Below are 18,283 nucleotides of genomic sequence, written 5' to 3'. Positions count from 1 at the left end.
CCGCGCGCCACCGCGATCATCGGCGAACTGAGCATCCGCAGCGCCGAGTTCCGGCGGCTGTGGGCCCGGCACGACGTACGGGTCTCGGTCAACGGCACCAAGACCTTCCGGGTCCCCGAGGTCGGCGACGTCGTCCTGGACTGGGACACCTATCCGCTGCCCGGCCGGCCCGGTCCGGTCATGCTGGTCTTCACCGCCGAGCCGGGCAGCGCCGACGCGGACCGGCTGCACCTCCTCGCGTCGTTGCGCGCGACCCGCTCGACCGGGAAGGCCACACCGCCGGCCACCTCAGGCTGAGCCCAGGGGGACTTCGCACCGCACCGTCTTGGTGTACGGGTCGCCGACGGTCGTCCCCCAGTGGGACGCCGGCGCCTCGACGAGGAGCAGACCGCGGCCGGACTGCTCGAACTCGCCGCCGACGAGGACCGGAACGTGCGCGCGGCGGCCGGAGGGGCACTGTGCACCGCTTGCGACGGCAGCCCCGAGGTCACGAGCGCCGTCGTCGCGCTGCTCCGGGATCCGGTGGAGCGGGTACGGGCAGGGATGTCCGAGGCCGTCACACACTGCGCGAACCGTTCAGCGGACATCGCCGACGCCCTGTTCGCCCTGCTCGACGAGGAGGACTTCTCGGTCCGGCTCAACGCGGCCTACGCCCTCCTGCGCTGGGAGGACCCACGCACCGCGGAGGCCGTCGAACGCGTGGGTCCACTGTCCCGCCCCGGTCACGAACACGACCACCGCCTCTCCGCGATCTGGCGCTGGGAGTGGGACCGCAACCAGCCCTGACAGCGCCTTTCCGGCCGCCCGAGTTCACCGGTCGGGCGACCCTGCCGAGGTCACGGGAGGGCGCCCGCGCCAGCCGGGCGCGGATGTTCGCCTACGCGGCCGACCACAACGCCCTCGTGCTCCCCGCCCATCTGCCCGGCCAGGGCGCCTTCGAGATCCGCCTCGAGGGCGCGGGCTTCGGCCTCTTCCACTGGGCGCCGTTCTCCCGTACGCAGAACGGGAGTCGGGCCTCGTGGTGCTCCCGTGGAGCACCAGACGGAGGTGGTCACCGGAGCGTTGTCGGTGTGCCGCGCGCTCCCGGTCCGGGGCAGGACCAGGCAGGTCAGGGCCAGGCCACTGAGGCTGAACACGGCCCCGGCCAGGCCGGCCGGCGCAGAGCGCCCGCGGCCACGACGGCCCCGCCGAGGGCGGCTCCGGCGGCGGCGCCGAGGTTGAAGGCACCGACGTCGGCCGCGACGGCCAAGGTCGGAGCGGAGCCGACATCGCGCGGGATCAGGCCCTGCAGCGGGGCGATGGTGGCGACAGGCAGGCCCAGGTCCAGGACCGCGAGCACGACGGTGGGCTTTCAGACCGCGGCGAACGACACGGCCGCTATGAGTGGATCACGCCGTGCAGGCTACCGAGGCGAGACCACCACCCCGAGGGGTCATTCCAGCCATGTCCCGTCCCGCATGACGACTCTTCCGCGCAGTTCCGGCACACCGCGCCATGCGCGCACGGTCCTCGGGACCACACGTACGTACAGATAGGGATCCTTTTCCGTGCGCGGATCCCATCCGAACTTGTCGGCGAACGCCTCCGCCGCGCCGTCGGGAACCTCCCGGTCCGGGAAGCACTCCGCCTCGCCCTGGAGGAGCACCACATCGAAGGAGTCCGGCAGCGCCAGACGTACGCGCGGCTCCGTGCGGACGTTCCGCGCCGTCACGGACGTGGCGCCGGTGCACATCCACATCGCACGCCCGTCCCACAGGAACCACAACGGCACCTGGTGCGGCCCATGATCAGGGTGAGCCGTCGACAGCCATACGTCCCGCTCGCTACCGAGCCGCTCGAGAACGTCGCGCACCCGCTCCGTCGTACCGCGACGAACAGTCTCCGTGGTTCCCATGGAGATCGACCCTAGCCAGCAGCACCGCACCACGCCTGAGGCGCAGGACCTAGTCCCGGAGACGGAGGGAACTCTTCAGCTCCCGGCTCGGGCTCTGCCTCGACTGCGTTGTCAGTGGGGGTCACTACAGTGCCGGCGTGACTGATCTTGAGGTAGTGGCACGTGGGCCGGTCAACGACGCACGCACTTTTGAGCAGTTGGTGTGCCATCCCCGGCTTCCGCTGGTGGCCTGCTTGGACTCCGAGCGTCCGGCCGTTCACATCTGGGACTTCGGTGAGGGTCAACTCAGCGAACTCGGCTCCGTGGGCCTCTCGTCGGACCCCTACGAAGCCTCCTTCGGAGGGGCGCGAATACAGCGGACGCCCGGTGTGGCCTGGCATCCGGACCGGCCGTTCCTCGTCGTGGCGGGAGAGGGTGGGCTTCGGCAGTGGACTTTGGCGGGGGTCTCCGAACTCGACGGTGCTCCGGCCACGGCCACCTACCGCAGTCTGGCGTTCAGCCCGGACGGGCAGACCCTGTGGGGTTCGCCGTCGTGCCGCGTCGAGGGCGGTGACTGGGAGAGCTCGGACGTCATCGATCCCTCCTCCGGAACCATCGGTGCCGGACGCCGGTGGGACACAGGGGTCGCGGAGCATCCCGGGGGCGGACTCGTCGCCACGCTCACCAGCGAGCAGGGGGCCACGCACTGCCTCTTCGCACGCGTCGACCAGGGGTCCGCGCCGGCCGGGATGCGGCTGCTCCGCCGGGCGTTGATCCTGGACTGCGACGGCTACAGCACTCCGCTCTTCAGTGCGGACGGGCGCCACATGGCGATCCGCGGCAACGCGTACGACCACTCCGTGGAGGTCTTCGAGTTCCCCTCGCTGCGCCGGGTCCTGGCCACCCCCCCTCGGCGAGCCGAGCCCTGGTTATCCGTACCCGCAGGAGTGGCTCGACCAGCTGAAAACCTGGTCGCGGCAGAACATCGCCTTCGGCTCGAGACCGGGCGTGCTGTGGATCGGCACGCCCGCGGGGACGCTGTTCGAGGTGGATGTGGAGGCCCAGGAACCGGTCACGCATGCTGTACTGACCGGGTCCCGGATCTCCGCGCTGGCCGCGACGGCGACCGGCGAACTTCTCGTTGCCGGCAGCGAGGGAGAGCTGGTGCTCCTGTCCGTGCCGAACGCTTCCACGCAGACGGGCGCGACGAACAGGGAGGTCGCCAGAGCCGCAGTCGTGGAGTTCTTGGAGACCACAACCGAGGTCCCGGACGACGGCACCGAGCTGGAGAGCCACCTCGTCGTGACCGACGGAACCCGCACGTGGGAGGCGGACGATCTGGCAAAGGCGACCGAGGCTGACACGACGGACCCCACCTGGCTCCAGATTCAGGCAGCCGTCAACAAGATCCGTACGCAGAGCGAATAGGCACCGCCCGACGTGAGCCGTCGTCGAGCGGTGCGTCGCCCTCAGCCGTCATGAGGATCATGCTCTCCAAGCGCTGCCGGGCTACGCCTCGGGCTCCGGCTCGGCCCTGAGGTACCGACTCCAGATCTGTGCCTTGCGGTAGGGGCCGGCCCCGTCCCAGTCGTACTGGGGCGCGTCAAAGGTCACCCAGTACACCCGCTCGCCGCTGAACGACTGGACGTGTTCCTTGGGTTCGGGCGTACCCATGGCATCGATCGTTCCAGTGAACTCGGCCTGCCAGGGACCGTCCCAGTCCGGAGCGCGAACGACCCTGACCCGGCTTCCTGGTGCCCACGCACCCGCCGGCCACGTCCGACTCAAGGAACGACCGAGGATGCGCTCCACCGCCCGGCGGTCATGCGTATCCGCAGGGACGGGGCCGGAAAAGTGTCTGTCATGCCCCCAGCCTGCCCGCATCGCTTCAGGAACGCCGGAAGACAAACAGCGAGCCGAGGGGCTTCAGCGGGTGCATCTGCATGCCTCCATCGCGTGCGGCTGGTCACGACCAGACGAGGCGGCCCTCGGACACCCGGCACACCGGGTAACTCCCGTCGACGATTCTGGTCAGTGTCCGCGCCAGGGAATCGAAATAGTCGGCCAGGGTCTCGTATTCGTCCGTGATCGTGATCTCGCCCACGAACCATCTGCCGATGCGGCCGTTCCGCGCGTCGATGAACTTCCCCGACCAGCCGTCCTGGTCCGACAGGAACGGGATCCACTCGTTGCGCCAGAAGGGGCTGTCCGGCTGGTCCGGAGGGTCGAAGCCCACGGACGTCACGCGGTTCGCATACAGCCTCTCCATCGCACGGATGCCCAGGAAGAAGCTCCCCTCGTCCGGGAACCCGGCGAAGCCGCAGCACTGCACGTCGTCGTCCACGTCTTCCTCGGGAAGATCCAGGTTGTTCTGCAGTAGCCACGCCCGCAAGTCCGGGGGGAAGGAGAGACCCATCCGCTCCTCTGCGGATGCGAGTGTCTCCTCCGTGGCGGGTCCGGGCAGATCCGCGTGGTCGGCCGGGGCGTGCTCCCGGAGCAGACACATCACGCGGGACCAACTCTCCACCGCACCCATTGCCCGCTGCCCCTTCGACCGGCTCCTCAGCAGCCGTCACCCTAGCGGGACTTCGCACCACACCGTCTTGGTGTATGGGTCTCCGGCGGTGGTGCCCCAGTGGGACGCCAGTGCTTCGACGAGGAGCAGACCGCGGCCGGACTCCGTGTCGGGTGCGGCGGGTTGCAGCGTGCCGGGGGTCGGTGGGCGGCGGTCGGGGCGGGCGTCGGTGAGTTCGATACGGGGCGTGGCGTCCTCCGGGTGGAGCGTCAGGCGGAGTCTGAAGTCCCGGCCCGTCACCCGTCCGTGCACCGCCGCGTTCGTGGCGAGCTCGGCCACCAGCAGGGCCGCCGTGTGGTTGGCCTCGCTGTCGTACGGCCAGCCCCAGGAAGCGAGTTGCTCGGCCGACAGGTGACGGGCCAGACGTGCGCCCCGGGCGGTGGCCGAGAGCCGGATGCTGAAGTGGCGGGCGGGGTCCGTGTGTCCGGAGGTCGGGACGATGTCGACGTTCATGTCACTCAGCGTGGCCGGTCGACCCTACTCTGCACAGCAACGACGTCGGTACGCAGGGTGACCGTGCGGATGCTGTCCGGGTCTGTCCGGGTCGCGACGCGTGACGCCCCGTGCGGGCGGCGAGTTGGGCACGGGTGGCACAGGGAGGTGCGGGGACATGAGTGTGGAACCTTACGGCGCGGACGAGGAGTCGGCGGCCGTTCTGCGGACCGTGGGCAGGGTGATCAAGATGTGCCGGGAGCGGGAGGGCATGACCCAGGCCGGTCTCGCCACGGCCATCAGGTACAGCGAGGAACAGGTGTCGTCCGTCGAGCGCGGGCGCAGGGCTCCGGCGGAGGAGTTCCTGGAGGCGGCGGACCGGGTGCTCGAAGCGGGCGGGCTGATCGCGGGGCTGAAGAAAGAGGTGGAGAAGGCCCGGTTCCCGAAGAAGGTAAGGGATTTGGCCAAGCTGGAGGAAGAGGCGGTCGAGCTGTGCGCCTACGCGAATCACGTCGTGCACGGCCTGCTTCAGACGCCGGAGTACACGCGGGCCATCTATGGCATGCGGCGGCCTCCGTACACCGAGGAGCAGGTGGACGAACTTGCCGAGGCTCGCTTGGCACGTCAGAAGATCTTCGACCAGCAACCCGCTCCCGTCTTCGGGTTCGTCCAGGAAGAGGTGACGCTGCGCCGCCCACTCGGGGGCAAAATGGTGATGCGGAAGCAACTCGAACGCTTGTTGGAGGTTGGTCAGCGGCGGAACGTGGAGATCCAGGTTCTGCCCACGGACCGCGAAGACCACGCGGGGCTCGCGGGGGCACTTCAACTGCTACGGCTGAAGGAGGGGGTCACCGTGGGTCACATCGAAGTACAGCTGATCAGCCGACTGCTCTCCGACCCCAAGGAGATCCAGATCCTCGAGATTCGCTATGGCATCATCCGGGCCCAAGCCCTCACACCCCGTGAGTCGCTGGCCTTCATCGAGAAACTGCTGGGAGAGACATGACGACCAACCGCCCGACCGGGAACGGTCCCGCGCTGAAGTGGTTCAAGAGCAGTTACAGCACGAACGACGGCCCCGAGTGTGTCGAGGTCGCCCTCGCCCCCGAAACCATCCACGTCCGCGACTCGAAGCGCATACACGGCCCCCGCCTCACCTTCGCTCCCCACCAGTGGGCCGCCTTCCTGCCGTACGCCTCCGGACGCCGATGACCCGACCACTCACCGCCGCGCAGCGCCGCCTCGTCGACGCCGCCGATCCCGACACCGGGCGGCTGAGGGGTACGCCGGCACAGCTCGCCGCGCTGGTGAAGCGCGGGCTCGCCTTCCGGCATCCGAGGCCGCCGCACGATCACTTCCTGACCCCGGCGGGACACCGGGCGCGCGAGTCGGAGGCGGAGACGGAGACGGCGCCCGAGCCGGTGGAGGCACCGGCCGCCACCGGGGTGTTCTCCGCGCGCACCGGCGGCGAACACCCCGCGCCGGAGTCGGGCCCCGCCCGGCTCCGGGAGGTGCGCGGCGCCTGGCAGGGCATGCTGGAGCTGCGCCGGATGACCAATCCCGACGGCGCCACGGACCGGCCCTGCGGCTGGGAGCGTACGCATCTGGTGCAGGCCGCCGCGCTCGCCCTGGAGGCCGCCGGACACCGCCCGGCCGGCGCGGACACCGGGGACGGCGGTTACCGGGTGCGGGAGACCCCGCAGCCGGAGGCGGTCGCCGTCCACGAGCCGGACGGCACCGCGCTGCGGGCCTGCGCGGCCACGCTGGAGGGGGCCGGCTGGCAGGTCGGGGAGTACACGGAGCCGAGGACCCGGGCGCGCTATCTGCTGGCCTCCCCGCGCCGGGTGTGAGGGACATGCCAAGATCGGTGGGTCGGGCAACGAACTCAGCCGAGCAGGCGTGAAGGGGACAGACACCATGAGCGAGCCGTTCTCCGTCCGGGTGACCGTGCGCGGATACGAGACCGACGTGCAGGGTCACCTCAACCAGGCCGTGTACCTCAACTACGCCGAGCACGCGCGCTGGTCGCTGCTCCAGGCGGCGGGGATCAGCCAGTCCGGACTGATCGCACAAGGCGTGGGACCGGTCGCGCTGGAGACCACCATCCGCTACAAGCGGGAACTGCTCGCCGGTGACGAGGCCGACGTGAGCTGCGCCTTCGCCTGGAGCGGCGGCAAGGTCTTCACCATCGAACAGACGATCACCAAGACGGACGGCACCGTGGCCGCCGAGATCACCGCCGTCGGCGGCCTGCTGGACCTCGAGCGGCGCAAGCTCGTGCCGGACCCGCAGGACGTCTTCCGGGACCTGGCGAAGGACCCGGGCCTGTTCGGGCTGTAGCCGAGGTTTCACTCTCTGAAAGTTTCCGCCGTCCGGTTCCCAAGTTTCCAGGCCATCCGCTCCTACAGTGGACCAGACCACCAGAGGAAACCGGAGGCCCTTTACACCTGCGGAATCTACGTGCGTAACTAATGACGCGCGCACGTCAAGAAGTACGGATCTGCCCAGGTGGCAGCGGCCGACGTCACCTCCTTCGCTCATCCCCACAGGTGTCAGGAGGCAGCCCATGTTCTCTCTCCCCCGCCCCTTGGCCGGCCCTCGCAGACGGATGGCCACAGCGCTCGGCGTCCTCGGTGCCGCCCTCGCGCTGACGGCCACCACCGCGGGCGGCGCGACCGCCGCACCGGAGCCCGACCGGGACCGTGTCCACGTGGAACCCGGCGAGGCGTACATGGGTGCGGGCACCCGCGTCCACGAAGGCGCCCCCGCCGAGACGCCGCCGTCGGTCGCCCTGGCCCCCACCGACGGCGTCCAGGGCATCGACGTCTCGCACTGGCAGGGCGCCATCAACTGGACCTCGGTGCGGAACTCCGGCATCCAGTTCGCCTGGATGAAGGCGACCGAGGGCACCACCTACAAGGACCCGAGCTTCAACACCAACTACCCCGCCGCCCACCACGCCGGCGTGATCCGCGGCGCGTACCACTTCGCGCTCCCCAACGCCTCCAGCGGCGCCACCCAGGCGAACTACTTCGCGAGCAGCGGCGGCGGCTGGTCGCGCGACAACCTGACCCTGCCCGGCGTCCTGGACATCGAGCACAACCCGTACGGGGCGATGTGCTACGGCCTGTCCACCACGCAGATGCGCGGCTGGATCAACGACTTCTACACCACGTACAAGTCGCGCACGAGCCGTGACGTCGTCATCTACACGACGGCCAGCTGGTGGAACACCTGCACCGGCAACTGGACCGGCATGTACGGCAAGAGCCCGCTGTGGGTGGCGCACTGGACCTCGGCGGCGTCCCCGACCATCCCCAGCGGTTTCCCCACCTGGACGGTGTGGCAGTACACCAGCACCGGTTCGGTCTCCGGTGTCTCCGGCAACGTGGACCGCGACCAGTTCAACGGCTCCCGCGACCGGCTGCTGGCGCTCGCCAACAACACGTGACGGCGTAGGCCCCGGCGCGTACACGATCACGCGGTGGAGCGGCGGCCGTCCGTCGCCGGCTCCACCGCCTCCCCCGCCTCCCCCGCCCGCTCCCCTCCACGAGGAGTGACCGTGCATCCCGAGAACGCCCTCCGGCGCCGCCTGCTGCTCTCCGGTGCGGCCGGTCTGGCCGCCGCCACCGCCCTGCCGGGCGCCGCGCACGCGCGAGACGCCGACGTGATCGAACCGGACATCGACTCCACCACGGCCTGGGGCGCCCGCTCCCCGCAGGGGACCATCGGCCTCCTCCGGTACCGGCCGAGCCGGATCGTCGTCCACCACACGGTGAGCGCCAACACCTCCGACCCCTCCCGCGCCCAGGCGCACGCGCACGCCCACTGGGTGCAGGACCTGCACCTGGACAAGAACGGCTGGGTCGACACCGGCTACCACTTCCTGGTCAGCCGGGGCGGCTGGATCACCGAGGGCCGGCACGGCAGCCTCCAGGCGCTCACCGGCGGCCGGAACTTCGTCCTCGGCTCCCACACCTCCGGGCAGAACGACCAGGCCATCGGCATCGCGTGCGAGGGCGCGTACCACGCGGGCGCGGTACCGCCCGACGCACAGTGGGGGGTCCTGGTGGTCCTGTGCGCGTACGTGTGCGCGCGGTACGGCATCCCCTCCGCACAGCTCTACGGCCACAAGGACTACGGCGAGACGCTGTGCCCGGGCGTGTACCACGACATGCTGCCCCGGCTGCGGGAGGAGGTGGCGGCGGCGGCGCGGGCGGCCTGACCGACGGCGGATTTCGGATGCGGGAGCACACCCCGGCCTGCGATCCTTGCGTCCCATGGCTCCACGACGCGTCAGACCCAGCCTCTACATCTCCGTCGACATCGAGGCCGACGGGCCCATCCCCGGGCCGTACTCCATGCTGAGCCTGGGCGCCTCGGTGGCCGGGACGCAGGACGCCGAGGGATTCCGGGCGGCCGATCCCGAGGAGCGGACGTTCTACCGCGAACTGCGGCCGATCAGCGAGGAGTTCGTGCCCGAGGCGCTGGCGGTGAGCGGCCTCGACCGGGACCGGCTCGGTGCCGAGGGCGCCGAACCGGTCCGGGCGATGCGGGAGTTCACCGACTGGGTGTGTGAAGTGGGTGCGGGTGCCCAGCCGGTGATGTGCGGTTACCCGGCGCCGTACGACTGGACGTTCCTGTACTGGTACCTGATCCGCTTCACCGGTTCCAGTCCCTTCGGGCACTCGGGCTGTCTGGACATGAAGACCCTGTACGCCACCAAGGCGGGGCTGCCGCTGCGGGCGGCGGCGAAGGGCACCATGCCGCGTGAGCTGCTGTCCCGGCGCCGGCACACACATCACGCCCTCGACGACGCGATCGAGCAGGCCGAGCTGTTCGCCAACCTCATGGCGTGGCCGGGGCCTTCACTCCCGTGAGCTCCTCGCCCGGTTCCATCGGGTGGGTGACGTCGGCGGCCTCGCGGCGGCCGTCGCCGAGGTGGTTGAAGACGAAGTTCAGCAGGACCGCCACCACGCAGCCCGTGGAGATGCCGGAGTCCAGGACGATCCGGGCCGTCTCCGGGGCGGAGTGGTAGAACTCCGGCGCGCTGATCGGGATGATGCCCACGGCCAGCGAGACGGCCACGATCAGGACGTTGTTGTCCTTCTCCAGGCCGGCCCGGACCAGGGTCTGGATGCCGCTCGCCGCGACCGAGCCGAACAGGACCACGCCCGCGCCGCCGAGCACCGGGCGCGGTACGACGGCGATCAGCGAGGCGGCCATCGGGCACAGCCCCATCAGGACGAGGAAGCCTCCGCCGGTGGCGACGACGTACCGGCTGCGGATCCTCGTCATCGCGACCAGGCCGATGTTCTGGGCGAAGGCGCTGCACATGAAGCCGTTGAACAGCGGGCTGAGGGCGGAGCCGAGGGTGTCGGCGCGCAGGCCGGCCGCGATGGTCCTCTCGTCGGCCGGGCGGTCGACTATCTCGCCCAGCGCCAGCATGTCGGCGGTCGACTCGGTCATCGACACCACCATCACCACGCACAGCGAGACGATCGCGGCGAGCTGGAACTGCGGTGCGCCGAAGTGGAACGGGGTCGGGAAACCGACGATGTCCGCGTCCGCCACCGGGGAGAAGTCGGTGACCCCGAACGGGATCGCGAGAAGGGTGCCGGCCACCAGGCCGAGGAGCACGGCGATCTGCTTGACGAAGCCGCTGGTGAAGCGGCGCAGGAGGAGGACGATCACGAGGGTGGCGGCGGCCAGGCCCAGGTTGGTCGCCGAACCGAAGTCGTCGGCCGAGGGGCTGGGTCCCTGGGCCCAGCCGAAGGCCACGGGCAGCAGCGAGACGCCTATGAGCGTGATGACCGTTCCGGTGACGACCGGTGGGAAGAAGCGGACCGCCTTGCTGAAGAACGGTGCCGCGAGGAAGCCGAGGAGGCCGGCGACGATCACCGCGCCGAAGATGACCGGCAGGGCGTCGTTCTTGTCGTCGGTGGAGACGACGATCGCGGTCATCGGGGCGACACCGGCGAAGGTGACGCCGTTGACGAAGGGCAGCCGGGCGCCGATCTTCCAGACGCCGAGGGTCTGCAGGAGGGTGGCGAGGCCCGCGGTGAACAGGCAGGCGCCGGTGAGGAAGGTGAGTTCGGTGCCGGTGAGACCGATGGCCGCGCCGACGATCAGGGGTGGGGCGACGACTCCCGCGTACATGGCGGCCACGTGCTGCAGGCCGGTCGTCGCCATCTTGAGTGCGGGGAGTTTCTCGTCAACGGGGTGGTCGGCCACTGCGGCTCTCCTCCGGTCGGGTACACGTCGGCTCTGACGCGGGTGTCAAGGAGGTGGTGCGGGTGGGCATGGGGGTACCTCCCGCTCGAGCGAAGTCGAGAGTGGGGGAGGGACCGGGGACGGGGGGGAGGTGGGTGGCCGTCTCCGGGACGTACACGCCCCGGAGACGGCCGCCGCGGACCCCGATGGGCATCCGCGGACACCGGCCGGGAGCCGTCCCTCCCGGCCGGAGACTTCGACGGGGCTCAGCCCTGCGCGGCGATCCGCGCCAGCCGCTGCGCCTCCGTACGGGTGGAGCGGGCGATCTCGTCCTCGTCGGCGGTGAGCAGGCGGCCGTTCTCCACGATCTGCCGGCCGTTGACGAAGGACGCGGTGACCGGGGCCGCCGCGCCGAACACCAGCGCGGTCACCGGGTCGGCGATGGAGGCGTGGGCGAGGGTGTCCATCCGCCACAGCACCAGGTCGGCGAGCTTGCCCGGCTCCAGGGAGCCGATCTCGCCCGCCCGGCCCAGCACTTGGGCGCCGCCGTACGTGCCGAGGCGCAGCGCCTGCCGGGCGTTCAGGGCGGCCTCGCGGTGGGCGCCGAGGCGGTTGACGAGCAGGGCGTTGCGCAGTTCGGTGTGGAGTTCGCCGGACTCGTTGGACGCGGTGCCGTCGACCCCGAGGCCGACCGGGACGCCGGCGGCGAGCAGATCGGGGACGCGGGCGATGCCGGCCGCGAGGCGCGCGTTGGAGGACGGGCAGTGGGCGACTCCCGTTCCCGTACGGGCGAAGGCGGCGATGTCGGAGTCGTTCATGTGGACGCAGTGCGCCATCCAGACGTCCTCGCCGAGCCAGCCGGTGGACTCGAAGTAGTCGGTCGGGCCCATGCCGAACAGCTCGTGGCAGAACTTCTCCTCCTCCACGGTCTCCGAGCCGTGGGTGTGCAGGCGTACGCCGAGGCGCCGGGCCAACCCGGCCCCCTCCCGCATCAGTTCGGTGGAGACGGAGAAGGGCGAACAGGGAGCGACGGCGACCCGGGTCATGGCGTCGGAGGAGGCGTCGTGGTGGCGGCGTACCGTCTCCTCGGTGGCGGCGAGCGCGTCGTCGAGGGTCTCGACGGCGAAGTCCGGGGGCAGTCCGCCGTCCTTCTCGCCGCGGTCCATGGAGCCGCGGGCGAGGGTGAAGCGGACGCCCATGTCACGGGCGGCGCGGATGATGGCGCCGGACAGGTCGCCGGTGCCCCGCGGGAAGACGTAGTGGTGGTCCATGGCGGTGGTGACGCCGCCGCGGGCCATCATCGCGAGCGAGCCCTGGGCCGCCGCACGCACCATCGGCTCGTCGATGCGCGCCCAGGTCGGGTAGAGGGCGACGAGCCAGTCGAACAGGTTGTGGTCGGTGGCCAGTCCCCGGGTGATCCACTGGTAGAAGTGGTGGTGGGTGTTGACCAGGCCGGGGGTCACCAGGTGCCCGGTGGCGTCGATCCGGCGGACGACGTCCTCCAGGCCCTCGGGGGCCGTGCCCGCGCCGAGCGACTCGATGCGGTTGCCCGCGAGGACGACGTGTCCCGACGCGTACTCGGTGTCCTTCGCGTCGACGGTCGCGATCGCGCAGTTCTCGATGACGGTGCGCCGGTCTGCTGCCATGGTTCGTCCTTTTCGCGTACGGGGAGGGGGCACGGCAGGACCCTGGGGGTTCGAGTGCCGCGGCCGGTCGGCGGACCGTCCGGCCGCGGGTGCCGAGAGGGAGCTGCGGGCTCACAGGTTGGTGAGGTCCACCGGTATCCGCGCCTCGCAGCCGTCCCGCAGGACGGTGGCCTCGATCAGGCCGTAGGGGCGGTCGGCGGCGAAGTACACCTCGTTGTCGTTCTTGAGGCCGAACGGCTCCAGGTCCACCAGGAAGTGGTGGCTGTTGGGGAGGGAGAAGCGGACCTCGTCGATCTCGTCGCGGTGGTCGATGATCCGCGTGCCCATCTGGTACATCGTCTGCTGCAGGGACAGGGAGTAGGTCTCGGCGAAGGCCTGGAGCATGTGCTTCCTGGTCTCCTCGTAGGACGTCTCCCAGTCGGGCATCCCCTGCTCGTCGTCGGTCCAGTTGAACCGCCAGCGGCCGGAGACCGAGGTAGCGAGGATGCGGTCGTGGGTCTCCTTGAGCGTCGTGTACCCGTCCTTGACGTAGCCCCAGAACTCGGAGTCGGTGGAGTTCAGCACCGTCAGGTCCTTCAGACCGGAGACGACCTCCCACGTCCGGCCGTCGTACGTGATCTGGGCGAGCCGGGTCTCCTGGCCCTTGCGGACGAAGGAGTGCTCGCCCTCGCCGGCCGCCTCGATCCGCTCCCAGGCGTACTCCTCGACGCGTATGCGCGCCCGGTGGATGGGCTCCTGCGAGGTGACGAAGTGGCGGGCGAGGTGGATGCCGAACTGTTCGGCGGACTCGATGCCGTGCTCCTTGGCGAAGGCGTACACGGTGTTCTTGGTGGTGTCGGTCGGCAGGACGTTGGCGTTGGAGCCGGAGTAGTGGACCTCGTCCATGTCGCCGGACAGGGCGACGGAGACGTTCAGGTCCTTGATGTGGTGGGTGGTGCCGTCCCGCGTGATCCTGACGACTCGGTTCTCTGCCTTGCCGTACTGGTTCTGGCCCAGGATGGTCGGCATGTAGCTAGCTCCCTCGGTATACGGAGTAGCCGAACGGGTTGAGCAGCAGCGGTACGTGGTAGTGCTCGCCCGGTACGACGGCGAACGTGATCGCCACCTCCGGGAAGAACACTCCGGAGCCGCTGTCCCGATGCGCGGGGGCGTCCTGCTGTGCCTCGGCTTGGTTCCTCGCTGACGGTTCGAAGTACGCCTCGACCGCGAAGTCGAGCCGTACGTGGGTGGTTCCCTCCGGCAGGGCCGGCAGGTCCTTGCACCGCCCGTCCGCGTCGGTCGCGGAGCCGCCGAGCGCCCGCCACTCCGCGTCCCGGCCCGAGCGGGCGGCGAGGCGGACGGCGACGCCCTCGGCGGGGCGGCCGGCGCTGGTGTCCAGGATGTGCGTGGACACGGAGGCGGTGGTGTCGGTGCTCATGCGCGTCGGTCCTCTTCGGCCTCGGTTTCGGCTTCGGCCTCGGCTTCGGTTTCGGTTTCGGCTTCGGCTTCGGTTTCGGTTTCGGCTTCGACGAGTCGGGCCAGCCGGATGCGGTTGATCTTCCCCAGTTCGGTGCGGACGATCTCGCGCTCCCGCTCCGGCGTGTTGCCGAGGCGTTCCCTGACGGCGTCGCGCATCTGCTCGCCGGTCCGGCCGGTGGCGCAGATGAGGAACACATGGCCGAACCTCTCCTGGTAGGCCAGGTTCAGTTCGAGCATCTCGGTCTTCAGCGCCTCCGGGGCGCCGGCCATGCCGCTCTGCTCCCGGGCGGAGGCCGGGTCCCCCGGCTTCGGGCGGCCGATCGGCGGGTGCCCGGCCATCGCCTCTTCCAGGTCGGCCGGGGTCAGGTCGGCCATGGCGGCGTCACTGGCGGCGTACAGGTGATCGGCGGTGGGGTAGGGGCGGGCGGTAAGCAGTCGCCGGGCCCATGCCGTGGAGGCGCATGCCTCGTGGAGTGCGGCGAGGGCCGCGTGCTCCTCCAGGGCGTTCAAGCGGGCCAGGCCCGGGGGTGTGGAAGTCGACGTCACGGAAGCCTCCGTGGCCGCGAGCGGCCTTCGTGTCGAACGGGCGTGCCGACAGTGAACGCCGTCACGAACAACGCGTCAACAGTTTGTTGAAAATTCGGAGGAAGAAAGGGGAGCGCCGCCCGCCGGGAAGGGGTTCAGGCGCCCTTCTCGCGGTTGAGGTAGTTGTAGACGGTGAAGCGGCTGACCCCCAGCGCGCTCGCCACGGTCTCCACGCCGTGCCGCACGGCGAAGGCACCGCGCGCCTCCAGACCGCGCACGATCTCCTGCTTGGTCTTGCGGTCCAGGTCCGCGAGCGGCCTGCCCTTCCTTCGTTCCAGCGCCGCGAGGATGTGGTCGAGGGAGTCCGCGAGCTGGGGCAGCCGTACGGCGACGACGCCGACGCCCTCCCAGGAGAGCACCACGTCGTCGGCCCCGGCCTCGTCCGGCGGGACCATCTCGCCGCCCATGGCGTCGACCAGCGGCTTCACCGCCGCGATGAAGGCCTCCTCACCGGTGCCGGTCACCGGTCGCCGCCCTCGGCGACGTTGACCTGGAGCGAGATACGGGTGGCGCCGGCCGTCAGCGCCTTGCGCAGCATCGCGTCGACGGCGCCGAGCACCGCGTCGGCGCCGCCCTCGGCGGTGTTGCCGAACGGGCCGACGTCCACCGCGTCCAGCTCCGCCGCCTCGAAGACCTCACGGGCCACCACCGCGTGCGCGGGCGCCTCGTCGAGGTCGAAGGGCTCGGTCGTGAACTCCACTCTCAATCGCACGCGCACAACCTAACGCGCGGCGGGGATTCCGCGGCCGCCGGGAAGCCGGCTGCGGACCGCCGGCGGTCCGGTCCCCCTTGACAAGCCCGGAGAACCGACGGCAACCTTCCATTAGACAGAAAATAAATTCCGCGATACGAAATTCAGGAAGGGTGCATCCGATGGGATTCGCAGACCAGCGCTTCACCGTCAACCTGTCGATCCTCTTCACGGAACTCCCGCTCCTAGAGCGCCCGGCGGCGGCCGCCGCAGCCGGCTTCACCGCGGTCGAGCTGTGGTGGCCCTGGCCCGACTCCCCCACCCCCGGCCGGTCCGAGCTCGACGCGTTGCGGAAGGCGGTCCAGGACGCGGGCGTACGGCTCACGGGCCTGAACTTCTACGCCGGACGGCTGCCCGGACCCGACCGGGGCGCGCTGTCCATGCCCGGCGAGGAGTCGGAGCGGTTCCGCGCCAACGTCGACGTGGCCGCCGATTTCGCCGGGTCCCTCGGCTGTAAGGCCCTCAACGCGCTGTACGGCAACCGGGTCGACGGCGTGGACCCGGCCGAGCAGGACGCGCTCGCGCTGGAGAACCTGGTCCTCGCCGCCCGGGCCGCCGACCGGATCGGCGCGGTCCTGCTGATCGAGGCGCTGAACGCACCCGAGTCGCCGCTGTACCCGCTGGTGTCGGCGCCGGCCGCCGTGGGCGTCGTCGACAAGGTCGACGCGGCCACGGGGCTGGGCAACGCCCGCTTCCTGATGGACCTGTACCACCTGGCGATGAACGGCGAGGACCTGCCGGCGGTGATCGACCGGTTCGCCGGGAAGACCGGTCATGTGCAGATCGCCGACAGCCCCGGCCGCGGCGCCCCGGGCACCGGCTCGCTCCCGCTCGAAGACCTCCTCGACCGGCTGCGCAAGGCCGGATACGACGGCCTGATCGGCCTGGAGTACAAGCCCGGCGACCGCACCGGCGCAGCGGTCTTCGACTGGTTGCCCCGCGCGGCCCGCTGACCATCGTTCCCGTATCGAGAGGCACCCTCATGAGCACACTTCCCAAGGTCTCCTGGATCGGCCTCGGCATCATGGGCTCCCCCATGTCCGAGAACCTGGTCAAGGCCGGGTACGACGTCACCGGTTACACCCTGGAGCGGGAGAAGCTGGACCGGCTGGCCGCCGCCGGCGGCACCGCGGCCGGCTCGATCGCCGAGGCGGTGCGGGACGCCGACGTGATCGTCACGATGGTTCCCGCCTCCCCGCAGGTCGAGGCCGTCGCGTACGGCCCCGACGGCATCCTGGAGAACGCCCGGCCCGGGGCCCTGCTGATCGACATGTCCTCGATCACCCCGGGGACCTCGATCGACCTGGCCGCCGCCGCCAAGGACAAGGGCGTACGGGTGCTGGACGCCCCCGTGTCGGGCGGTGAGGCGGGCGCGATCGAGGCGGTGCTGTCCATCATGGTCGGCGGTGACCAGGCCGACTTCGACGAGGCCAGGCCCCTCTTCGAGGCGCTCGGCAGGACCGTCGTGCTGTGCGGTCCGCACGGCTCCGGGCAGACCGTGAAGGCCGCCAACCAGCTGATCGTCGCCGTCAACATCCAGGCGTGCGCCGAGGCCGTGGTCTTCCTGGAGAAGTCCGGCGTGGACCTGACGGCGGCCCTGGACGTCCTGAACGGCGGCCTCGCCGGCTCGACCGTGCTGACCCGCAAGAAGGACAACTTCCTGAACCGGGACTTCGAGCCGGGCTTCCGCATCGACCTGCACCACAAGGACATGGGCATCGTCACCGACGCCGCCCGCGCCGTCGGCGCGGCGCTGCCCGTCGGCTCGGTGGTCGCGCAGCTGGTGGCGAGCCTGCGGGCACAGGGCGACGGCGGACTGGACCACTCCGCGCTGCTGCGGGCGGTCGAGCGGCTCTCCGGCGCGCGGGTCTGACCGGCCCGCGCCCCGCACAGACCTCCGGGCGGCGCCGGCGCCGACACCTGTCCTGTCGCGCCCGAGGCGACGGCGCCGCCCGGAACACGGCCCGGCAGGGCACAGCGACTCGCGTACGGCCCCTGACGGGAGGTCGGGTCCGTACGCGCGGCCCGCGGTGACGTCGTACGGCCCGGATGAGGGGTGACCGGACGAGGCACCGCGGGCGGGCGAGGGCGCCGCGGCGGCGTGCGAGCCAGTGCGGTGGTGAAGGCCGCGGGACTCCTCCTTCGACCTGAGGGGAGGGGTTCCGGGGCCGTCGCAGCCGTCGCGGTCCCGAGCCCGATCCCCTCCCACGAGCCCCGTCCGGCGGCGCGGACGTCCTGTCGCGCCCGGCCTCGCGCCGCCGGACGGTCCCCACCCGGGGCGGCGCCCGGACGCTCTCCCGCATCCCGGCGCTCTCCCGTATCCCGGCGCTCTCCCGTATCCCGGCGCTCTCCCGTATCCGGGCGCTCTTCCGCGTCCGGGGTGCGGATCCGCCCGGTCCGCAGCAGCCTGGGGGCATGGCACATCCCACGGAGCATCCGCACATCGTGGTGCACTCCCCGGCCCTGGACGGGTCCCGGCGGGTCACCTCCGGCGACGACACGCTGGGCATCGCCACGCACGTCGACGACGTGGGCGAGATCCTGCGGCTGGCCGACCTGTACGTCACCGACGTCGAGGGGACGGACCTGATCGAGTGGCAGGGCGGCGGCCCCGACGACTGGCCGGGGCTGTCCGAGCACCACGAGACGACCTGAGCGCCGCTACGGCATCGGCCGTACACCGGCTACGCCACCCTCAAATGAACCTCTGAAGGCCGCCCGGAAGGCTTCGACCACCACCACGGGCGGGC

Annotated in this window: 23 protein-coding genes and 3 pseudogenes; 13 read left to right on the top strand and 13 right to left on the bottom strand. The window is 70.8% G+C overall.

Annotated elements, in window-relative coordinates; all coding sequences use genetic code 11:
* Positions 1–297 (top strand): annotated as a pseudogene (locus tag AB0A94_RS36210) (XRE family transcriptional regulator); the annotation flags it as partial.
* Here AB0A94_RS36210 and AB0A94_RS36205 read toward each other — a convergent pair.
* A pseudogene (locus AB0A94_RS36205) lies at positions 289–402 on the bottom strand (ATP-binding protein); the annotation flags it as partial. The pseudogenes AB0A94_RS36210 and AB0A94_RS36205 overlap by 9 nt on opposite strands.
* On the opposite strand from AB0A94_RS36205, the gene AB0A94_RS36200 reads away from it, so the two are divergent.
* Positions 358–786, top strand: a complete 429-nt coding sequence (locus AB0A94_RS36200; RefSeq protein WP_361750954.1) for a hypothetical protein — start codon at positions 358–360, stop codon at positions 784–786. The pseudogene AB0A94_RS36205 and the gene AB0A94_RS36200 sit on opposite strands and share 45 nt — an antisense overlap.
* 322 nt (positions 787–1,108) lie before the next feature.
* Here the strand turns inward: AB0A94_RS36200 and AB0A94_RS36195 are convergent, their stop codons facing one another.
* Positions 1,109–1,339, bottom strand: coding sequence for a hypothetical protein (locus AB0A94_RS36195; RefSeq protein WP_361750949.1), 231 nt, complete (start codon positions 1,337–1,339; stop codon positions 1,109–1,111).
* A 93-nt stretch (positions 1,340–1,432) separates the two neighbouring features.
* Positions 1,433–1,894 (bottom strand): pyridoxamine 5'-phosphate oxidase family protein, encoded by a 462-nt coding sequence (locus tag AB0A94_RS36190; RefSeq protein WP_361750947.1) that lies wholly within the window; start codon positions 1,892–1,894, stop codon positions 1,433–1,435.
* Between the two features lie 987 nt (positions 1,895–2,881).
* On the opposite strand from AB0A94_RS36190, the gene AB0A94_RS36185 reads away from it, so the two are divergent.
* Positions 2,882–3,301: a hypothetical protein gene (locus tag AB0A94_RS36185; RefSeq protein ID WP_361750945.1), complete on the top strand. Its 420-nt coding sequence runs from the start codon at positions 2,882–2,884 to the stop codon at positions 3,299–3,301.
* Positions 3,302–3,382: 81 nt separating this feature from the next.
* Here AB0A94_RS36185 and AB0A94_RS36180 read toward each other — a convergent pair whose 3' ends face one another.
* The 3 genes from AB0A94_RS36180 to AB0A94_RS36170 form a co-directional block, all read right to left on the bottom strand.
* Entirely contained in the window at positions 3,383–3,547 is a 165-nt protein-coding gene (locus AB0A94_RS36180; protein WP_361750943.1) for a hypothetical protein, read from the bottom strand.
* Positions 3,548–3,839: 292 nt separating this feature from the next.
* Positions 3,840–4,379, bottom strand: a complete 540-nt coding sequence (locus tag AB0A94_RS36175; protein ID WP_361750952.1) for an SMI1/KNR4 family protein — start codon at positions 4,377–4,379, stop codon at positions 3,840–3,842.
* 66 nt (positions 4,380–4,445) lie between these two features.
* On the bottom strand, positions 4,446–4,901 hold the full coding sequence (locus AB0A94_RS36170; RefSeq protein WP_361750941.1) for an ATP-binding protein: 456 nt from the start codon (positions 4,899–4,901) through the stop codon (positions 4,446–4,448).
* A 157-nt stretch (positions 4,902–5,058) separates the two neighbouring features.
* Here AB0A94_RS36170 and AB0A94_RS36165 point away from each other — a divergent pair, with 157 nt between their 5' ends.
* From AB0A94_RS36165 to AB0A94_RS36135, 7 genes are all read left to right on the top strand, one after another.
* Positions 5,059–5,886: a helix-turn-helix transcriptional regulator gene (locus AB0A94_RS36165; RefSeq protein WP_361750939.1), complete on the top strand. Its 828-nt coding sequence runs from the start codon at positions 5,059–5,061 to the stop codon at positions 5,884–5,886.
* On the top strand, positions 5,883–6,092 hold the full coding sequence (locus AB0A94_RS36160; protein ID WP_361750937.1) for a DUF397 domain-containing protein: 210 nt from the start codon (positions 5,883–5,885) through the stop codon (positions 6,090–6,092). The genes AB0A94_RS36165 and AB0A94_RS36160 overlap by 4 nt, the downstream gene beginning before the upstream one ends.
* Entirely contained in the window at positions 6,089–6,730 is a 642-nt protein-coding gene (locus AB0A94_RS36155; RefSeq protein WP_361750935.1) for a hypothetical protein, read from the top strand. Before AB0A94_RS36160 ends, AB0A94_RS36155 begins: the two co-directional genes overlap by 4 nt.
* A gap of 67 nt (positions 6,731–6,797) precedes the next feature.
* Positions 6,798–7,220 carry an acyl-CoA thioesterase gene (locus AB0A94_RS36150; RefSeq protein WP_361750933.1) on the top strand — a complete coding sequence of 141 codons (423 nt, stop codon included), beginning with the start codon at positions 6,798–6,800 and terminating at the stop codon, positions 7,218–7,220.
* Between the two features lie 226 nt (positions 7,221–7,446).
* On the top strand, positions 7,447–8,331 hold the full coding sequence (locus AB0A94_RS36145) for a lysozyme (RefSeq protein ID WP_361750931.1): 885 nt from the start codon (positions 7,447–7,449) through the stop codon (positions 8,329–8,331).
* 111 nt (positions 8,332–8,442) lie between these two features.
* Positions 8,443–9,105: a peptidoglycan recognition family protein gene (locus tag AB0A94_RS36140; RefSeq protein ID WP_361750929.1), complete on the top strand. Its 663-nt coding sequence runs from the start codon at positions 8,443–8,445 to the stop codon at positions 9,103–9,105.
* 55 nt (positions 9,106–9,160) lie between these two features.
* Entirely contained in the window at positions 9,161–9,760 is a 600-nt protein-coding gene (locus AB0A94_RS36135) for a 3'-5' exoribonuclease (RefSeq protein ID WP_361750927.1), read from the top strand.
* Here the strand turns inward: AB0A94_RS36135 and AB0A94_RS36130 are convergent.
* The 7 genes and pseudogenes from AB0A94_RS36130 to AB0A94_RS36100 all read right to left on the bottom strand — a co-directional run bounded on the left by AB0A94_RS36130 (position 9,729) and on the right by AB0A94_RS36100 (position 15,494).
* Positions 9,729–11,114, bottom strand: a complete 1,386-nt coding sequence (locus AB0A94_RS36130; protein WP_361750925.1) for a nucleobase:cation symporter-2 family protein — start codon at positions 11,112–11,114, stop codon at positions 9,729–9,731. The two genes, AB0A94_RS36135 and AB0A94_RS36130, sit on opposite strands and share 32 nt — an antisense overlap.
* A 245-nt stretch (positions 11,115–11,359) precedes the next feature.
* Positions 11,360–12,739: an 8-oxoguanine deaminase gene (locus AB0A94_RS36125; protein ID WP_361750923.1), complete on the bottom strand. Its 1,380-nt coding sequence runs from the start codon at positions 12,737–12,739 to the stop codon at positions 11,360–11,362.
* Positions 12,740–12,850: 111 nt separating this feature from the next.
* The gene (gene pucL / locus AB0A94_RS36120; protein WP_361750921.1) at positions 12,851–13,747 is read right to left on the bottom strand and encodes a factor-independent urate hydroxylase; all 897 of its coding nucleotides are present in this window, start codon (positions 13,745–13,747) and stop codon (positions 12,851–12,853) included.
* A gap of 4 nt (positions 13,748–13,751) precedes the next feature.
* Positions 13,752–14,156 carry a hydroxyisourate hydrolase gene (gene uraH / locus AB0A94_RS36115; RefSeq protein ID WP_361750919.1) on the bottom strand — a complete coding sequence of 135 codons (405 nt, stop codon included), beginning with the start codon at positions 14,154–14,156 and terminating at the stop codon, positions 13,752–13,754.
* An 80-nt stretch (positions 14,157–14,236) separates the two neighbouring features.
* A pseudogene (gene uraD / locus AB0A94_RS36110) lies at positions 14,237–14,743 on the bottom strand (2-oxo-4-hydroxy-4-carboxy-5-ureidoimidazoline decarboxylase); the annotation flags it as partial.
* Positions 14,744–14,877: 134 nt separating this feature from the next.
* Positions 14,878–15,246 (bottom strand): helix-turn-helix domain-containing protein, encoded by a 369-nt coding sequence (locus tag AB0A94_RS36105; RefSeq protein ID WP_361750917.1) that lies wholly within the window; start codon positions 15,244–15,246, stop codon positions 14,878–14,880.
* Entirely contained in the window at positions 15,243–15,494 is a 252-nt protein-coding gene (locus AB0A94_RS36100) for a hypothetical protein (protein ID WP_361750915.1), read from the bottom strand. The genes AB0A94_RS36105 and AB0A94_RS36100 overlap by 4 nt, the downstream gene beginning before the upstream one ends.
* Positions 15,495–15,655: 161 nt before the next feature.
* Here AB0A94_RS36100 and AB0A94_RS36095 point away from each other — a divergent pair, with 161 nt between their 5' ends.
* The 3 genes from AB0A94_RS36095 (at position 15,656) to AB0A94_RS36085 (ending at position 18,188) form a co-directional block, all read left to right on the top strand.
* On the top strand, positions 15,656–16,486 hold the full coding sequence (locus tag AB0A94_RS36095; RefSeq protein WP_361750913.1) for a TIM barrel protein: 831 nt from the start codon (positions 15,656–15,658) through the stop codon (positions 16,484–16,486).
* A 29-nt stretch (positions 16,487–16,515) separates the two neighbouring features.
* Positions 16,516–17,406, top strand: coding sequence for a 2-hydroxy-3-oxopropionate reductase (locus AB0A94_RS36090; RefSeq protein WP_361750911.1), 891 nt, complete (start codon positions 16,516–16,518; stop codon positions 17,404–17,406).
* Positions 17,407–17,948: 542 nt separating this feature from the next.
* On the top strand, positions 17,949–18,188 hold the full coding sequence (locus tag AB0A94_RS36085; protein WP_344556265.1) for a hypothetical protein: 240 nt from the start codon (positions 17,949–17,951) through the stop codon (positions 18,186–18,188).
* Positions 18,189–18,283: the final 95 nt, after the last annotated feature.

The sequence above is a fragment of the Streptomyces sp. NPDC044984 genome, from assembly GCF_040646935.1.
Taxonomy (GTDB): domain Bacteria; phylum Actinomycetota; class Actinomycetes; order Streptomycetales; family Streptomycetaceae; genus Streptomyces.
This window is presented reverse-complemented; position numbering and strand designations above follow the sequence as displayed.

Coding starts and splice junctions, on each gene's coding strand:
- AB0A94_RS36160 (WP_361750937.1), top strand. CDS start 5,883: ATGACGACCAACCGCCCGACCGGGAACGGTCCCGCGCTGAAGTGGTTC.
- AB0A94_RS36170 (WP_361750941.1), bottom strand. CDS start 4,901: ATGAACGTCGACATCGTCCCGACCTCCGGACACACGGACCCCGCCCGC.
- pucL (WP_361750921.1), bottom strand. CDS start 13,747: ATGCCGACCATCCTGGGCCAGAACCAGTACGGCAAGGCAGAGAACCGA.
- AB0A94_RS36155 (WP_361750935.1), top strand. CDS start 6,089: ATGACCCGACCACTCACCGCCGCGCAGCGCCGCCTCGTCGACGCCGCC.
- uraH (WP_361750919.1), bottom strand. CDS start 14,156: ATGAGCACCGACACCACCGCCTCCGTGTCCACGCACATCCTGGACACC.
- AB0A94_RS36180 (WP_361750943.1), bottom strand. CDS start 3,547: ATGGGTACGCCCGAACCCAAGGAACACGTCCAGTCGTTCAGCGGCGAG.
- AB0A94_RS36085 (WP_344556265.1), top strand. CDS start 17,949: ATGGCACATCCCACGGAGCATCCGCACATCGTGGTGCACTCCCCGGCC.
- AB0A94_RS36175 (WP_361750952.1), bottom strand. CDS start 4,379: ATGTGTCTGCTCCGGGAGCACGCCCCGGCCGACCACGCGGATCTGCCC.
- AB0A94_RS36190 (WP_361750947.1), bottom strand. CDS start 1,894: ATGGGAACCACGGAGACTGTTCGTCGCGGTACGACGGAGCGGGTGCGC.
- AB0A94_RS36135 (WP_361750927.1), top strand. CDS start 9,161: ATGGCTCCACGACGCGTCAGACCCAGCCTCTACATCTCCGTCGACATC.
- AB0A94_RS36125 (WP_361750923.1), bottom strand. CDS start 12,739: ATGGCAGCAGACCGGCGCACCGTCATCGAGAACTGCGCGATCGCGACC.
- AB0A94_RS36090 (WP_361750911.1), top strand. CDS start 16,516: ATGAGCACACTTCCCAAGGTCTCCTGGATCGGCCTCGGCATCATGGGC.
- AB0A94_RS36095 (WP_361750913.1), top strand. CDS start 15,656: ATGGGATTCGCAGACCAGCGCTTCACCGTCAACCTGTCGATCCTCTTC.
- AB0A94_RS36165 (WP_361750939.1), top strand. CDS start 5,059: ATGAGTGTGGAACCTTACGGCGCGGACGAGGAGTCGGCGGCCGTTCTG.
- AB0A94_RS36150 (WP_361750933.1), top strand. CDS start 6,798: ATGAGCGAGCCGTTCTCCGTCCGGGTGACCGTGCGCGGATACGAGACC.
- AB0A94_RS36145 (WP_361750931.1), top strand. CDS start 7,447: ATGTTCTCTCTCCCCCGCCCCTTGGCCGGCCCTCGCAGACGGATGGCC.